At 65.3% G+C, this 15004-nt stretch carries 13 protein-coding genes; 1 reads left to right on the top strand and 12 read right to left on the bottom strand.

Features of this window, described 5'->3' with window-relative positions; genetic code table 11:
• The first annotated feature begins 31 nt into the window (after positions 1-31).
• Entirely contained in the window at positions 32-1447 is a 1416-nt protein-coding gene (glgA, locus tag S58_RS25270; RefSeq protein ID WP_015668225.1) for a glycogen synthase GlgA, read from the top strand.
• A gap of 161 nt (positions 1448-1608) precedes the next feature.
• Here glgA and S58_RS25275 read toward each other — a convergent pair whose 3' ends face one another.
• The 12 genes from S58_RS25275 to S58_RS25330 form a co-directional block, all read right to left on the bottom strand.
• Positions 1609-3732, bottom strand: coding sequence for a methyl-accepting chemotaxis protein (locus S58_RS25275; RefSeq protein ID WP_042340920.1), 2124 nt, complete (start codon positions 3730-3732; stop codon positions 1609-1611).
• A gap of 244 nt (positions 3733-3976) precedes the next feature.
• Entirely contained in the window at positions 3977-5131 is a 1155-nt protein-coding gene (locus S58_RS25280) for a DUF3734 domain-containing protein (protein ID WP_015668227.1), read from the bottom strand.
• A 110-nt stretch (positions 5132-5241) separates the two neighbouring features.
• Positions 5242-5427: a cbb3-type cytochrome oxidase assembly protein CcoS gene (gene ccoS / locus S58_RS25285; protein ID WP_015668228.1), complete on the bottom strand. Its 186-nt coding sequence runs from the start codon at positions 5425-5427 to the stop codon at positions 5242-5244.
• On the bottom strand, positions 5418-7619 hold the full coding sequence (locus tag S58_RS25290) for a cation-translocating P-type ATPase (protein WP_015668229.1): 2202 nt from the start codon (positions 7617-7619) through the stop codon (positions 5418-5420). Before S58_RS25290 ends, ccoS begins: the two co-directional genes overlap by 10 nt.
• A gap of 13 nt (positions 7620-7632) precedes the next feature.
• Positions 7633-8133 carry a FixH family protein gene (locus S58_RS25295; protein WP_015668230.1) on the bottom strand — a complete coding sequence of 167 codons (501 nt, stop codon included), beginning with the start codon at positions 8131-8133 and terminating at the stop codon, positions 7633-7635.
• 21 nt (positions 8134-8154) lie between these two features.
• Complete coding sequence (gene ccoG, locus S58_RS25300) at positions 8155-9621, bottom strand: cytochrome c oxidase accessory protein CcoG (protein ID WP_015668231.1); 1467 nt, start codon at positions 9619-9621, stop codon at positions 8155-8157.
• A 111-nt stretch (positions 9622-9732) separates the two neighbouring features.
• On the bottom strand, positions 9733-10605 hold the full coding sequence (ccoP, locus tag S58_RS25305; RefSeq protein ID WP_015668232.1) for a cytochrome-c oxidase, cbb3-type subunit III: 873 nt from the start codon (positions 10603-10605) through the stop codon (positions 9733-9735).
• 6 nt (positions 10606-10611) lie between these two features.
• Positions 10612-10776 (bottom strand): CcoQ/FixQ family Cbb3-type cytochrome c oxidase assembly chaperone, encoded by a 165-nt coding sequence (locus S58_RS25310; protein ID WP_015668233.1) that lies wholly within the window; start codon positions 10774-10776, stop codon positions 10612-10614.
• Between the two features lie 18 nt (positions 10777-10794).
• Positions 10795-11529 (bottom strand): cytochrome-c oxidase, cbb3-type subunit II, encoded by a 735-nt coding sequence (ccoO, locus tag S58_RS25315; RefSeq protein ID WP_015668234.1) that lies wholly within the window; start codon positions 11527-11529, stop codon positions 10795-10797.
• 11 nt (positions 11530-11540) lie between these two features.
• On the bottom strand, positions 11541-13160 hold the full coding sequence (gene ccoN / locus S58_RS25320) for a cytochrome-c oxidase, cbb3-type subunit I (RefSeq protein ID WP_015668235.1): 1620 nt from the start codon (positions 13158-13160) through the stop codon (positions 11541-11543).
• Between the two features lie 270 nt (positions 13161-13430).
• Complete coding sequence (locus tag S58_RS25325) at positions 13431-13856, bottom strand: CBS domain-containing protein (RefSeq protein ID WP_015668236.1); 426 nt, start codon at positions 13854-13856, stop codon at positions 13431-13433.
• Between the two features lie 37 nt (positions 13857-13893).
• Positions 13894-14727: a universal stress protein gene (locus S58_RS25330; RefSeq protein ID WP_015668237.1), complete on the bottom strand. Its 834-nt coding sequence runs from the start codon at positions 14725-14727 to the stop codon at positions 13894-13896.
• Between the last annotated feature and the right edge of the window lie 277 nt (positions 14728-15004).

Below are 15004 nucleotides of genomic sequence, written 5' to 3' on the forward strand. Positions count from 1 at the left end.
GACGGTCATGGGGCTTGATCGAGGACATCTCTTGCGGGTTCTGTTCGTTACGACCGAAATGGACGATTTCGTCCGGGTGGGCGGACTGGCTGCCGTTTCCGCCGCGCTTCCCAGAGCACTTCGCTCACACACCGACGTCAGGATCATGCTGCCCGGCTACCGGGACGTGATCGAACAACTCACCCACATCGAGATCGTCGGCCAATGCGACGCTCTGGCGGAAATGCCGGCATGCTCGCTCGGCCGCTCGTCGACGCGCGACGGCCTGCCGGTCTACGTCCTGCTCTGCGACGAGCTTTACGACCGGCCTGGCAATCCCTACGGCGACGAGAACGGACAGGACTGGGCCGACAACGACATCCGCTTCGGCCGCCTTGCCGCCGCCGCCGCCGAGCTCGCCGCGGGCACGCTGGACAAGAACTGGGCGGCAGATCTGGTCCACGCCAACGATTGGCAGGCGGCGCTGGTGCCGGCCTATCTGGCGTGGCGCGAGGTCGAGGTTCCCTCGATCCTCACCATCCACAACCTCGCCTATCAGGGCCTGTTCCCGCGCGAATCGCTGCGACGGATCGGCGCGCCGGAATCGTCGTTCCACATCGACGGGCTGGAGTTTTACGACAAGCTGTCGTTCCTCAAGGGCGGACTGGTCTATGCGTCGCATCTGACCACGGTGAGCTCCACCTACGCCCAGGAGATCACCACCTCGGAGCTCGGCTGCGGCCTGGAAGGCCTGCTTCGCCAGCGCTCCAACGCGCATGAGCTGACCGGCATCCTCAACGGCATCGACGAGAGCTGGGACCCGCGCTACTGCCAGCAACTGGCGCAGCCCTTCGCCGCCGGCGACTGGAAGGGCAAGAAGGCCAATGCCGATTACGTCCGCAAACAGTTCGGGCTCGCGGTGTCGCGCGGCCCGATGTTCGGGCTGGTCGCACGTCTCGTGCATCAAAAGGGTATCGATCTGGTGCTCGAAGCCGCCGACGAGATCGTCGGGGCGGGTGGGCAGATCGTGGTCACCGGCACGGGCGAACCCCGCATCGAGCGCGCCCTGATGGAGGCCCATCGCCGCCGGCCGGATGCGATCGGAGTGGCGATCGGCTTCAACGATGCGCAGGCACGGCGGATCTTCGCCGGCAGCGACTTCACCCTGATGCCGTCGCGGTTCGAGCCGTGCGGCCTCAGCCAGATGTATGCGCAACGCTTCGGCTCGCTGCCGATCGGCCATCAGACCGGCGGCCTGGCCGAGACCATCACCGACGGCGAAACCGGCTTCCTGTTCCAGAAGCCGTCAGCCGAATCCTTCCTCGGCGGCGTCAAGCGCGCATTCTCGGCCTTCACCAGCACGGAAACGTTGAACGCGATGCGCCTGTCGGCGATGGCGCGCTCGTTCAGCTGGGATCTGTCGGCCGCCTGCTACAATGCGCTGTACCGGAAGATGCTGACGTCGTAGCGCGGTGCATAGCGCGTAGCCCGGATGAGCGCAGCGACATCCGGGTTCATCTCCACATCTCGTGAGAGCCCGGATATTGCTGCGCTCATCCGGGCTGCGGTTAGACAACAAAAAGCCCGGACGACGTCCGGGCTTTTTCCTTTGGCGCCGGGAGGCTGAGCTTACGCCGCGCGGACCGCTTCGAGGAAGTTGCCGACCTCGCGCTTGAGACGGTTGGAGTCGCCGGCGAGCGATTTGGCCGATGACAGCACCTCCGCGGAGGCTGAGCCGGTCTGCGCCGCGCCGCGCTGCACGTCGGTGATGTTGGACGAGACCTGCTGGGTGCCGTGAGCGGCCTGCTGCACGTTGCGGGAGATTTCCTGGGTGGCTGCGCCCTGCTCCTCGACGGCGGCAGCGATCGCCGCGGCGATCTCGGCAAGGCGCTCGATGGTGGAACTGATCGCCTGGATCGCATTGACCGATTCCTGCGTCGCCGCCTGCACGCCGGAAATCTGCTGCGAGATCTCGTCGGTCGCCTTCGCGGTCTGCTCGGCCAGCGCCTTCACCTCGGTCGCGACCACCGCAAAGCCGCGGCCGGCATCGCCGGCGCGCGCGGCCTCGATGGTGGCGTTGAGCGCCAGCAGATTGGTCTGCCCGGCGATGCTGTTGATGAGCTCCACGACATCGCCGATGCGCGCCGCAGCCTGCGACAGGTCGGCAACGCGGCCGTTGGTCTGGCGAACCTGCTGCACGGCATCTCCAGCCATGCGCGCGGAGGCTTGCACTTGGCGGCTGATCTCATGCACCGAGGACGAGAGCTCTTCGGTGGCCGACGCCACCGACTGGACGTTGGCGGAGGCTTCCTCCGAGGCTGCCGCCACCACGGTGCTGAGCTGCTCCGAACGGCTCGCGGTGTTGGTCAGGGTATCCGCCGAGGTTTCGAGGCCGGAGGCGGCCGACGACACGGTGTTGACGATGTCGGCGATCGTGGCTTCGAAATTGCGGGTCAGCGTATCCAGCTTCCGGGCGCGATCGATCTGCGCCTGCGCATCACGCTGCGCGGCCTCGTCGGAGTCCTTCTTGGCGATCAGGGCGTCCTTGAACACCTTGAGCGCGCGCGCCATGGCGCCGATCTCGTCCTTGCGGGCCTCGCTCGGAATGTCCGCGTTCAACTCGCCATTGGCGAGGCGCAGGGTCACGCCGGTCAGACCGACGAGTGGTCCAATGACCCCGCGGACGACGCCGAGGACGACGCCAACCGACACGATGGCGACCAGAAGCAGGATGCCGAGCGCGCCGAACAGGCGCAGCCGCGCCCCCTCGATGGCCTGATCGATCGCCTGATGCGCCGACTTCAGCGCCGCGTCGCGCAGCACGATCACGTTGTTCAGCATCGGCGTGGTCCAGCGGCCCCACTCCTCGGGGGTGACCGGCGAAGGTTGACCGTCGCGCGCCGCGGTGACGATCTGACGATAGCGGCGCTCACCGTCGCCCATCAGCGTCGAGCGGACATGTTCGAGCGCAGAGCTGACGTCCGGATTGTCGCGCACGCTGCGCGCAGCGAGCTCCATCTGCTGCCACAGCAGGGTCACCTGCCCGCTCTGCTCGGTGACCTCGGCGAGGCGTGCCGGCGTCCAGTTCAGGCTCTGGATGAAGAAGCGAAGAACCGCGGAGCGCGCACCGTTCACCGTCCGCATCGATTGCGACAATTGTGCGAGTTGCCCCGACGGCAGCAGGTTCTCGACGTCGCCACCGACCCGCGACAGCTCGATTGCGGTCGCGTCGATCGCGGCATTCAATGAATCGGCGGCGCGACCGAGGCCGTCGATCGTTGCCGCCTGGATGTTGGCCGGCCGCTGCGCTGCAGGCAGCCCGACGGCGCCGCGAGCCGCGGACCGGATACCGCGAAGAGTCTGCTCGGCAGCGTCGATGTTGCTGGTCGCCAATCCTGCTGTCTTGGCGGATGATCTGGCCTGGTTGAGCAGGTCGTCGGTGCTCGCGATGGTCTTGTCGAGCTTGGCTGCATCGTCGGCCGAAGCGGGCGCCGGAGCAGCCAGCAGATTCCAGATGTTCCGTTCGAGTGGAATCTGGGCGTTCACCTTCATCACCAGCTCGAAAGCGTCGAGGACGCGTCGCGCCTGCTCGCGCTTGACGAGATCTCCCCAGCCGCTCCAGGCGAGCACGCAGGCAAAAGCCATCGCGAAGAAGCCGGTCAACAGATTGCCGGCGAGGATCTTCCATTTGAGACTGAGGGCTCCAGCCTCCGCCTGAAGTGTCCCGTTCTGCATCGTCGCGCGCTTGGACATGGCCATTCCCAATCAACGCCGTTTCCGGGGCTGTCACGTTCGCGAGCGGCCGGCGCGTCTGCGCCAGCGCCCTCCGGCGACGTCCCGCGCGGTCGGCAAATACGGATCACGGCAAACGCTGCCGCCGCCTCAATGATTAAGAACGAACTACAACTAATCCCTTAAACCTAACGGATGCGAGCGGTATCGGAATGCAGCCTGACTGCACGATCGGATACGAATATGCGGTCGGAGCTGCGATCTGCTACTCGGCGGCCGCCGCAGTTGCAAACGGTGGATCGTGCAACACGACTCCGGAGAGAAGATCGAACTCGCCCGCCCAGGGCGTCCGTTGCAGGGCCGATTGCGTGTGCTGATAGCCGGCGCTCCAGCGCGCGGTGATGCCGCGCTCGCTGAAGTCGATGTCCTTGGCATGGTTCTCGCGATCGAGCTGCGGCGCCAGCAGCCGGACGACATGCATCCGGGTCTGGCAGCCGTAACTGATGAGTTCGCGAACCGCCGGATCATTGCGCGCCTGTTCCGGCAGGCGCGCCGCCAGATGATTGATGATGTGGCGGAGCCGGTGAAGCTGCTCCTGGCGCGCAATCTGGCTGCCCATGCGGCTCGCATACTGGACGTCCTTGTGACGGTTGAACACCTCCGCCATGGTCAGAGGCTCGGCCCCGTCCGGATTCCACAGATTGACCGCGAAGATGAGCGAATCCCGGCGCGGATTGTCGTCGAATACGACCTCCGTTGGCGTGTTCGAGAGGATGCCGCCGTCCCAATACAGCTCGCCGTCGATGCGGACCGCGGGGAAAGCTGGAGGCAGCGCGCCCGAGGCGAGGATGTGGCGGACGTCGAGCGCGCCGTCACGGCTGTCGAAATAGTGCATGCGGCTGGTCCGGACATGCGCCGCACCGACGGTGAGGCGGGGGCCCCCCCCGTTCAGGAGATCGAAATCCACCAGTTCCTGCAGCGTCTCGCGCAGCGGACCGATCGCGTAGTAACCGGCCTGCTCGGCACCGAGCGGAAAGACATCGCCGGCATGAGCGAGCGCGTTCGGCGTGAAGAAGCCGGGAATTCCCTGCGTCACGGTGGTCCAGTAGGACAGCCTTTCGTTGAAATCCGCAAAGGCGGTACGGAGGGCCCAGGCCGGCCGTCGATGCATCCGTGTCCAGAATTCCTGCAGCCGCCGCGTACGCTCCTGCACTGGACTGCCGACGATCAGTGCCGCATTGATGGCGCCGATGGAGGTGCCAATCAGCCAGTCCGGCTCCACGCCAGCTTCGCTCAGGGCCTGGTAGACCCCGGCCTGATACGCTCCGAGCGCTCCGCCTCCCTGCAGCACCAGGACGACCTGTCCGGGAAGCTTGCTGCGATCGATCATCACGCGCTTCGTGTCGACACCCTCGGCCATGTCTGCCCCTTCATCCGCGTGAGCTCTAGGTCTGTTCGCAATTCCCGCGTCATTGTTACGCCGCGGCCATCGATGCGAACAGTGTCGGCGCTCTCGCGGACGGGCCGGGCTCAGGGCCGACCGGCAGCCGCCTCGGGCTGAGCCGGCGGCGCCGGCTCGTCGTCATCTGCGATGGCGCGCCAGGCCGCGCCTTCGAGATCCTCGTACTGGCCGCTCTTGAGCGACCACAGAAAGCCGACCAGTCCGGCAAGGCCAAGCGCGAGAGCGAGCGGAACGAGAATGATCATCACTTCCATGACGAGGCCTCCCCGGCGACCTTGCGGGCGCGCAGCGCATTCAGCATCACCAGGATCGACGAGCCCGACATCGCGGCCGCCGCGATCAGCGGGGTGACGACGCCGCTGATCGCAAGTGGCACCGCGAGGACATTGTAGCCGACTGCGAGCCACAGATTCTGCCGCATCAGATGCAGTGCCTTGCGCGCATAGTCGATCGCGGCCAGCACCGGCGCCAACGGGCGGCCGAGGAAGACGAGATCGGCGGTGGCCTGGCTGAGATGCGCAGCCGAGATCGGCGACATCGAAACGTGCGCGGCGGCGAGCGACGGCGCATCGTTCATGCCGTCCCCGACCATCATCACCTTCACGCCTGAACGCTTCAGCTCCTCGATGCGAGCGATCTTGTCGGCCGGCGTGACGCCCGCGCGCCACTCGCTGATTCCAAGCGCCTTGGCTGCCGCGGCCACCGCCGCCTCGCGATCGCCCGAGAGGATCTCGACCTCGATGCCGCGCCGCTGCAGGCCGGCGATGATCTTGGCCGCATCGGGTCGCAGGCCCTGGCGCACCGAGAACAGGAACGCCTCGGTGCCGCGGCTGAAGGCAACCACGGAAGCCTCCGGGTCGAGATTTGCATTCCGTGAAGCGAGCGCCTCGGCGCCGCAGAAGGACGGTCGACCGAGCCTGATCTCGACGCCGTCGACGACAGCGCGGACGCCTTGTCCAGGCTCTTCGACCGCGCCCATCAGCGGCGACCGCGCCTTCGCGGCCTGTGCAACGGCGGATGCGACCGGATGATGGCTCGACAGCGCGAGCTGTCCTGCCAATGCGAACACATCGGCTGGAATATCGGCGGCGTTGACGACCTCCAGCTCCGGCAGCGTCAAGGTGCCGGTCTTGTCGAAGATGACGTGATCGGCCTCGGCGAGGCGCTCGATCGCATCGCCGGCATTGAGCAGCACGCCGGACTTGAACATCGCGCCCGAGGCAACAGTCTGCACGGTTGGAATCGCAAGGCCGAGCGCGCAGGGACAAGTGATGATCAGCACGGCGATGCCGGTCACGATCGCATCGTGCCAGCCTGCGCCCGCCAGCACCCAGCCGAGCACGGTGAGCGCCGCGGTCGCATGCACCACCGGCGCATAGAGCCGCGAGGCGCGGTCGGCCAGCCGCATGTAGCGCGAGCGCGCCTGCAGCGCATTGTCGAGCAGGCGGGTGATGTCGGCGAGCAGCGTGCCCTCGGCCGCCGCAGACACGCGGACGCGCAGCGTGCCGGAAATGTTGAGGGAGCCGGCATAGACCGCGGTGCCCTGCTCGGCCGGGACATAGAGCGTCTCACCGGTGATCAGGCTCTGATCGATCTCGGAGCGCCCTTCGACCACGACGCCATCGACGGCGCAGCGCTCGCCGGGCCGCAGCAGCACGAGATCGCCGGCGCGGACGGCCGCGACCGGCACCTCGGAGATTTCATCGGAGCCGACGAATTTGGTCGCGGTCTCCGCCTTCAGCGCGGCGAGATTGCCGGCGACCGCACGCGTCCGCCGCCGCATGTTCTGGTCGAGATAGCGGCCGACCAGCAGGAAGGTCAGCAGCATGATCGCGGCATCGAAATAGGCGTGCTCGGCGTGGTGGAAGGTCTCGACGATCGACATGCCCAGCGCCAGGATGACGCCGATGCAGATCGGCACGTCCATGTTGACGTTGCCGCTCTTGAGCGCGCGCCACGCAGAACGAAAGAACGGCTGGCCGGCATAGGCCGCGGCCGGCAGCGCGATCACCGCCGACAGCCAATGGAAGAAGTCACGCTGCTCCGGCAGCATGTCGCTGACATTGCCGGACCATACCGGGATCGACAGCATCATCACGTTCATGGTCGCGAACGCAGCGACGCCCAGGCAGCGCAGCAGGAAGCGCGACTCCTCGGCTTCGGTCGCTTCCGCGCTCGCCTTCTCGAACGGATAGGCCTTGTAGCCGAGCTCGGCGAGACGATCGATGAATTTGGCCGGATCGAGCGTGCCCTGCTTCCATTCCAAGGCGACGCGGCGATCGGTGAGATTGACGCGCGCCAGGGTCACGTCGGGCAGCGCCGACAGGCCGCGCTCGATCTTGGCCATGCAGCCGGCGCAGCTGACGCCTTCGACCGCAAGGTCGATATGGTTCAGGCCGGCGCCGAGATCCTTGACGTAGTGGGAGAAGTCACGCGTCACATGCATGGTCGGAATTCCCTCAGTTCAGCAGCACGCGATTCTTGGACAGGAACATGCGGCGGCCGCTGGAGTCGCCTTCCAGCACGAGGTCCCACTGACCGGGCGCGATCGCTTCCGCGGTGCCGCGATAGATGCCGCCGCCGACCTCGGCGAGTGCGACCTCCTGGTCGGCGCGCTTGTCGGCGGGACGCTCGAGCCGGCCCTGGAATGTCAGGCCCGACACCGGATTGCCGTTGGCGTCACGCGCATTCACCTGCACGATGGCGCCGCCGCCGGCGCCGCGCTCGATATGCGCCTCGACCTGCCAGCGCCGCGCCTCCTGAGCACGCGCCGCCGCGATCTCCTTCTCATAGCCGAGACTTGCGCTGTAGGCGCTGTCGACGTCGGTGCCCGGCAGGGTCGAGATCGCCATCTTCATCATGTAGACGTTGACCCCGATCACGGTCCCGAAGAAGGCGATCAGCATGGCGAGCACCATGCGTCCGGTCAACGGCTTGGATCGTTCGGAACGGCTGGCCATTGGCGGGCTCCTTCGAGTCTCTTAAGGGCTGACGAAATTGTCGGTGGCGGAGGCGACGACGCCGAGGCCGATGTCGGTGACATGGAACTTGACCGGGATCGACTTCTCCGGATTGCTCTCCTCGGGCGCGGTCACCAGCAGACGCAGCTCCTCGGTCTGGTCGCGTCCGATCACGATCATCGGCCGGTCCGGAGTCACCGAATCGGCGCCGACGACGTGGACGGCCGCATTGGCGGGCCCTTCGATGTCGATGGCGATGACGCGGTCGAAGCCGTGCTTGTTGAGGACGCGCACCGTATAGGCATTCCGGATCGAGCCGTCGGACAGCTTGATCGCGATCGGGTTGCGGTCGTGCAGCACGTTGACATCGAGCAGCGAGCGGGTCGCGAGCTTGTAGACCATCGCGCCGCCGACCACCGCGATGATCGCGGCATAGGCGACGGTGCGGGCACGCACGAGCTTGTAGACCGGCGGCTTGCCTTCCTGGCGGCGGTGGATGTTGATGTCGTTGTCATAGCCGATCAGCCGCGTCGGGCGGCCGATCTTGGTCATGACGGTGTCGCAGGCGTCGATGCAGAGGCCGCACTGGATGCAGTCCATCTGCGACCCGTCGCGGATGTCGATGCCGGTCGGGCACACGGCCACGCACTGCTTGCAGTCGACGCAGTCGCCGGCCGGCTGGCCGAGCGCGCGCAGCTCGGCGGCCTTCTTGACCGACATGCGGCTCTCGCCGCGGTCATAGCGATAGGTGACGTTGAGCGCCCATTCGTCGGTCAGCGCGGCCTGGATGCGCGGCCACGGGCACATGTAGACGCAGACCTGCTCGCGCATGAAGCCGGCGAGCGTATAGGTCGTCGCGGTCAGGATCGCGATCCAGATATAGGCCAGCATCGGCCCCTGAAAGGTGACGAGCTCCTTCACCAGGGTCGGCGCGTCGCTGAAATACAGCACCCAGGCGCCGCCGGTCCACCAGGCGATCAACAGCCAGATCGAATGCTTGAGCACGAGCTCGGAAATCCGCTCCAGCTTCATCGGATCGCTGGAGGCATCCTTCTTCATGCGTTCGCGGCGGTCGCCCTCGATCAGGCGCTCCACGGCATAGAACAAGTCGGTCCACACCGTCTGCGGACAGAGATAGCCGCACCAGATGCGGCCGCCGATCGCGTTCATCAGGAACAGGCCGATGGCGGCGATGATCAGGAGGCCGGTGAAGTAATAAACCTCCTGCGGCCACAGCTCGATGAAGAAGAAATAGAAGCGGTGGTTCGGGAAATCGATCAGCACCGCCTGGTCGGGCGCGCCGAGGCCGCGATTCCAGCGCACGAACGGCAGGAAGTAGTAGACGCCGAGGCAGAAGCCCATCAGGCCCCATTTGATCCGGCGGAACGTCCCGGAGACGCTTTGCGGATAGACCTTCTTGTGCGCGGCATAGAGCGGACCGTAATCGTCCACCGGCTGCAGGTCGTCCGGGTTGACGGTCTTGTTCATGGCTTGCAGTTCATGGCTGGGGTCTTCTCGCATTTGCGGCCGAAGGTATGCCCACCTCCGGCCGCTCAGTTGATCCAGCTCAATTGAAGGGAAAGTTCTGTTGGATGTCCGTTACTTTCCTCCGCCGAGCGAGTGGACGTAGACCGCCATCGCCTTGATCGTGGTCGGGTCGAGACGGCCTTCCCAAGCCGGCATGACGCCGTTGCGACCATTGGTGATGGTCTCGATCAGGGTCGCCTCGTCGGAGCCGTACAGCCAGATCTTGTCGGTCAGGTTCGGCGCCCCGACGTCCGGATTGCCCTTGGCGTTGTCGCCATGGCAGGCCACGCAGTTCTCGGCGAAGATCTTGGCGCCGGCCTTGGGGTCATAACCCGGCCGGGTCGGGAGCCCCGCCAGCTCGCGGACGTAGTTGGCGACCGTGACGATCTCCGCCGGCTTCAGGACACCGTCCTTGCCGAAGGCGAGCATCTGGCCCTCGCGGGTCTTCGGGTGACCCGAGCGCACGCCGTACAGCAGGGTCTGCTGGATCTGCTCCAGCGAGCCGCCCCACAGCCAGTCGTCGTCGTTCAGGTTCGGGAAGCCCTTGGCGCCGGCCGCACCGGTCCCGTGGCAGGCGGCGCAATTGTCGCCGAACACGGTCTTGCCCTTGGCGCGCGCCAGGGCAAGCATCGCCGGATCCTTCTCGATGTCGGCGAGCGAGGCGGTGGCCAGCGCCGCCATCTTGGCGCCGCGAATCTTCTCGAGGTTGGCGAGCTCGACCGCCACGTCCGCGCGGGACGAGTAGCCGAACAGGCCCTTTGTGTTGCTGGAGATGGTCGGCCAGGCCGGATACACGATCCAGTAGCCGATCGCCCAGACGATGGTGATGTAGAAGGTGATCACCCACCACCGCGGCAGCGGGGTGTTGAGCTCCTTGATGCCGTCCCAGGCATGGCCCGTCGTGGCGGTGCCGGAGACGCTGTCGACTTCGGTATGGTCAGCCATGTTGAATTACTCCTCGCGCAACGGCATGCTCGCCGCTTCGTCGAAAGCGGCCTTGTTGCGAGGCCAGAGGGCGTAGGTGACGATCGCGATGAAGATCGCGACGAAGATCGGGGTCCACAGCGTCGTCACGAGTGACGACGCGATGTTTTCGACTGCAATGATGGGCTTCATGATGTTCGCCTCTCGATCTCAGCGCAGGTTGGCTTTTTCGTTGTAGATCTTGAAGTCGACGAGCGTCCCAAGCATCTGCAGATAGGCCACCAGCGCGTCCATCTCGGTCGGCGCACCCGCCTTGCCGTCGAAGTTGCGCACCACGGCCTTCGGATAGCGCTTGGTGAGCGCCTCCGCGCCGGCACCATCGGGATCGACCTGCGCCTTGAGGTCGGCGGCGGCGTTGGCGATCTGGTCGTCGGTGTAGGGCACCCCGACCGCGCGCAGCGTCTTCAGATGATCGGCGACGTTGGTCGCGTCGAGCTCGGTCTCCTTGAGGAAGGGATAACCGGGCATGACCGACTGCGGAACGATCGCGCGCGGGTTGTTCAGATGGGTGACGTGCCAATCGTCGGAGTATTTGTTGCCGACGCGGGCGAGATCAGGCCCCGTACGCTTGGAGCCCCACTGGAACGGGTGGTCGTACATGCTCTCCGCGGCGAGCGAGAAGTGGCCGTAACGCTCCACTTCGTCGCGCAGCGGACGGATCATCTGCGAGTGGCACAGATAGCAACCCTCGCGGACATAGATGTTGCGGCCGGCCAGCTCGAGCGGCGTGTAGGGACGCACGCCGTCGACCGCCTCGATCGTGCTCTTCAGGTAGAAGAGCGGAGTGATCTCGACGAGGCCGCCGATCGCGATCACCAGCAGGATGCCGATGACCAGGATGATCGAGTTCTTCTCGAAGACTTGGTGTCGTTGCCAGAATGACATGGTTGGATACCTCACTCCGCCGGCTGAAGAGCGACGGGCGACTGAACTTCTTCCTCACCGACACGGACCGTCATCCAGAGATTGTAGGCCATGATGAGTGAGCCGATCAGGAACAGCGCGCCACCGGCGGCACGGATGATGTAGAAGGGATGCATCGCCTCGACGGTCTCGATGAACGAGTATTCGAGGAAGCCGAGCGCCGTGTAGGACCGCCACATCAGACCCTGCAGGATGCCCGAGACCCACATCGCGGAGATGTAGAGCACGATGCCGAGCGTGGCCGTCCAGAAGTGCCAGTTCACGAGCTTGAGGCTGTAGAGACCCTTGCGGTTCCAGATCCACGGCACCAGGCAGTACAGCGCGCCGAAGGACACGAAGCCGACCCAGCCGAGCGCACCGGAGTGCACGTGACCGATGGTCCAGTCGGTATAGTGGCTGAGCGAGTTGACCACCTTGATCGACATCATCGGACCTTCGAAGGTCGACATGCCGTAGAAGGCGACCGACACGACCAGCATGCGCAGCACGGGGTCAGTCCGCAGCTTGTCCCACGCGCCCGACAAGGTCATCAGGCCGTTGATCATGCCGCCCCAGGAGGGCATCCACAGCATGATCGAGAAGGTCATGCCGAGGGTCTGCGCCCAGTCCGGCAGCGCCGTGTAGTGCAGATGGTGCGGGCCGGCCCAGATGTAGAGGAAGATCAGCGCCCAGAAGTGGATGATGGACAGCCGATAGGAATAGATCGGCCGCTCCGCGCGCTTCGGGATGAAGTAGTACATGATGGCCAGGAAGCCGGCGGTCAGGAAGAAGCCGACAGCGTTGTGGCCGTACCACCACTGGAACATCGCATCCTGCACGCCGCCCCAGGCGATGTACGACTTCGAACCGAAGAACGACACCGGAAGCGCCGGGTTGTTGCCCAGATGCAGCACGGCGATCGTGACGATGAAGGCCAGGTAGAACCAGTTCGCCACGAAGATGTGCGGCTCCTTGCGCTTGATGACCGTCACCAGGAAGACGAGCAGATAGACCACCCAGACGATCGTCAGCCAAAGATCCGAATACCACTCGGGCTCGGCGTACTCCTTGCCCTCGGTGACGCCCAGCAGATAGCCGGTGCCTGCGATGAGGATGAAGAAGTTGTAGCCGACCACCACGAACCAGGGCGCTAGATCGCCGGCGAGCCTGGTGCGGCAGGTCCGCTGCACGACGTAGAACGACGTCGCCAGCAGCACGTTGCCGCCGAAGGCGAAGATGACCGCCGAGGTGTGCAGCGGCCGCAGGCGGCCGAAGCTGGTCCAGGGCAGATCGAAGTTCAGTGCGGGCCAGGCGAGCTGCGAGGCGATGATGAGGCCGACGGCGAAGCCGGCGATGCCCCAGAACATGGCCATGAAGGAGGAGAACTTGATCGGCCCGAGATTGTAGTTCGGCCGGCCGTTGATCTCCTGCGGCGGCAGCTCGCCGCGCTCGAAGTAGCGGTTGAGGATGAAGAAGACGGACGCCGCGCTGGCGGCAGCCGCGAGCGAGGCGTGGAACGCGAAGGCCGTATCCAGTGCCTTCGCCGCAGCGAAGACGCACAGGAAGGCGGTGACGGCAAAAGTGAGCGACAAGCCACTTTCGCCGATGGTCATGGATTTTGTTGAGGACGCGCTCATGCGGAATCTCGCTGAAAGAACACGAGCCCAGCAACCACAATCGTTCACACGTGGAATTGATCGAAATCAACTTTGCGACCGGTTCGCCTGTAAACAGCCTGACTGTTGCCATGCGGAGGCGCACACCGGAGCGGCTTCGAACACTCGCAAACGAATAGTCCCGCGCGCAGGAGAATGCGGGCGGGACCAATTGGTCTTAGACTTCCGTATCAGTTCCGCCGGAATCAGTTCCGGATCGAGCGGCCGTCAGTCCTTGGCGGCGGCGGCGAGCGCCCGAACGATGTCCTCGCGGGCAACGATCCCGACCAGGCTGTTGTCACCGTCGGTCACGGGGAGGCTGCGGATGCGGTGCTCGACCATCAGCTGCAGCACGCGCGTCAACTTCGTGTCCGGCCGGACATAGATGAATTCGGACGTCATCACGTCGGCAACCGTCCGGTTCATCAGGTCGCTGTAGCGCGGCAGCATCTGGTTGGGCGTGAAGGCGAAGCACTTCAGCACGTCGAACTTGGTGACGATACCGATCACCTCGTCGTTCTCGACGACGGGATAGGTGTTGTAATCGTCGCGGTCGAACATCTCGCCGAGCTCGCGAATCGTCGTTTCGCGGGTCACCGTCGTGACGTTCCGCGTCATGGTGCTGCCGGCGGTTTCCTCGAGAAATCTGTACAAGGCGGCAATCCTGTTCTCGGATGAAGCGGTTGGAGTTTCAGTGCGACAGCAGCACGCAACGCGCAGTGCGCGTCACCAGATGCTCGGTGACGCCGCCGAGCACGAGCTCGCGGAATCGCGAATGACCATAGGCGCCGGCAACGACCAGGCCCGCGGAAAGATCCGCGGCAACCGCATCGAGCCTGGCCGCGACGTTGCGCCCCTGCCCCGGTTGCTCGACCTTGGCCGATGCGACGATCTTGTGACGGCCGAGCCATGCGACGACGTCGGCGATGCGCGCCTCGCAGGCACCGTAGTCCGAGGTGTCTTCCGGGATCTCGACCACGACCACTTTGGCCGCCTTGGCGAGCAGCGGCAGGGCGTCGGCGACCGCGCGGCGCGCCTCGGGCGTCTCCTTCCAGGCCACGAGTACGGTCGACAGATCGAGCCCGGTCGCATTGTCCGGCACCACGAGGAGTGGCCGGCCGGTCTGCATGACGAGATCCTTGGGGCTTGCGACCGTGAAGGAATCGGACAGGCCGGGCGGCATGCTTCCGGTCACCACGATGTCGGCGGCGCGGACCTGGGCCAGCACGTGGCGCACCGGGAAATCCAGCGCGCTGCGCCAGTTCAACGAAGCGGCGCGCCCCCCCACCACCGAGCGAAACTGCCGTTCGAGCTCCGCCAGCCTGGTCTGCAGCGCGGCCTCGCTCTGCTCGATCAGATCCTGGGCCTGCTCCCCGGTCGTAAAATACAGCGGCGGCGCGAATTCCGCAGCCGCCACGCCGATCATGCCGGCGTCGAATCGCGCCGCAAGATCGCCCGCGACCTGGAGACGGGCGTCATTCGGCTGGTCGAGCGCAAGGCTCACCATGACAGTCGCGAACGTCATCCGCCTCTCCAAACATTGCTTCCATGCAGCTCTTAGAGGTGAAATCACCCACCGTGATGAGATAGATCAATGTGCGGCCGCGGAACGCCGGCGGCGAGAAGCGGTCGGAACCGGGCTGAAGATTGGAGAAAGCCTTGAATTGTCGAGCCAAAATTCAAGTCAGCCGGCGATCGTGACGGCGCAATCTGATATAGAATAACGTCACGGCCGGCTCACCCTGTGGCCGGGGCGACGGCGACTGCCGAAACCACTCATCTCGTCAACAACTGCGAATCAA

Origin of the sequence: Bradyrhizobium oligotrophicum S58, from assembly GCF_000344805.1 — a bacterium.
In the GTDB taxonomy this organism is placed as follows: domain Bacteria; phylum Pseudomonadota; class Alphaproteobacteria; order Rhizobiales; family Xanthobacteraceae; genus Bradyrhizobium; species Bradyrhizobium oligotrophicum.

Coding starts and splice junctions, on each gene's coding strand:
- S58_RS25275 (WP_042340920.1), bottom strand. CDS start 3,732: ATGTCCAAGCGCGCGACGATGCAGAACGGGACACTTCAGGCGGAGGCT.
- ccoN (WP_015668235.1), bottom strand. CDS start 13,160: ATGACCATCGGCGAAAGTGGCTTGTCGCTCACTTTTGCCGTCACCGCC.
- ccoS (WP_015668228.1), bottom strand. CDS start 5,427: ATGGAAGTGATGATCATTCTCGTTCCGCTCGCTCTCGCGCTTGGCCTT.
- ccoG (WP_015668231.1), bottom strand. CDS start 9,621: ATGAACAAGACCGTCAACCCGGACGACCTGCAGCCGGTGGACGATTAC.
- S58_RS25330 (WP_015668237.1), bottom strand. CDS start 14,727: ATGACGTTCGCGACTGTCATGGTGAGCCTTGCGCTCGACCAGCCGAAT.
- S58_RS25295 (WP_015668230.1), bottom strand. CDS start 8,133: ATGGCCAGCCGTTCCGAACGATCCAAGCCGTTGACCGGACGCATGGTG.
- S58_RS25290 (WP_015668229.1), bottom strand. CDS start 7,619: ATGCATGTGACGCGTGACTTCTCCCACTACGTCAAGGATCTCGGCGCC.
- ccoO (WP_015668234.1), bottom strand. CDS start 11,529: ATGTCATTCTGGCAACGACACCAAGTCTTCGAGAAGAACTCGATCATC.
- ccoP (WP_015668232.1), bottom strand. CDS start 10,605: ATGGCTGACCATACCGAAGTCGACAGCGTCTCCGGCACCGCCACGACG.
- S58_RS25310 (WP_015668233.1), bottom strand. CDS start 10,776: ATGAAGCCCATCATTGCAGTCGAAAACATCGCGTCGTCACTCGTGACG.
- S58_RS25280 (WP_015668227.1), bottom strand. CDS start 5,131: ATGGCCGAGGGTGTCGACACGAAGCGCGTGATGATCGATCGCAGCAAG.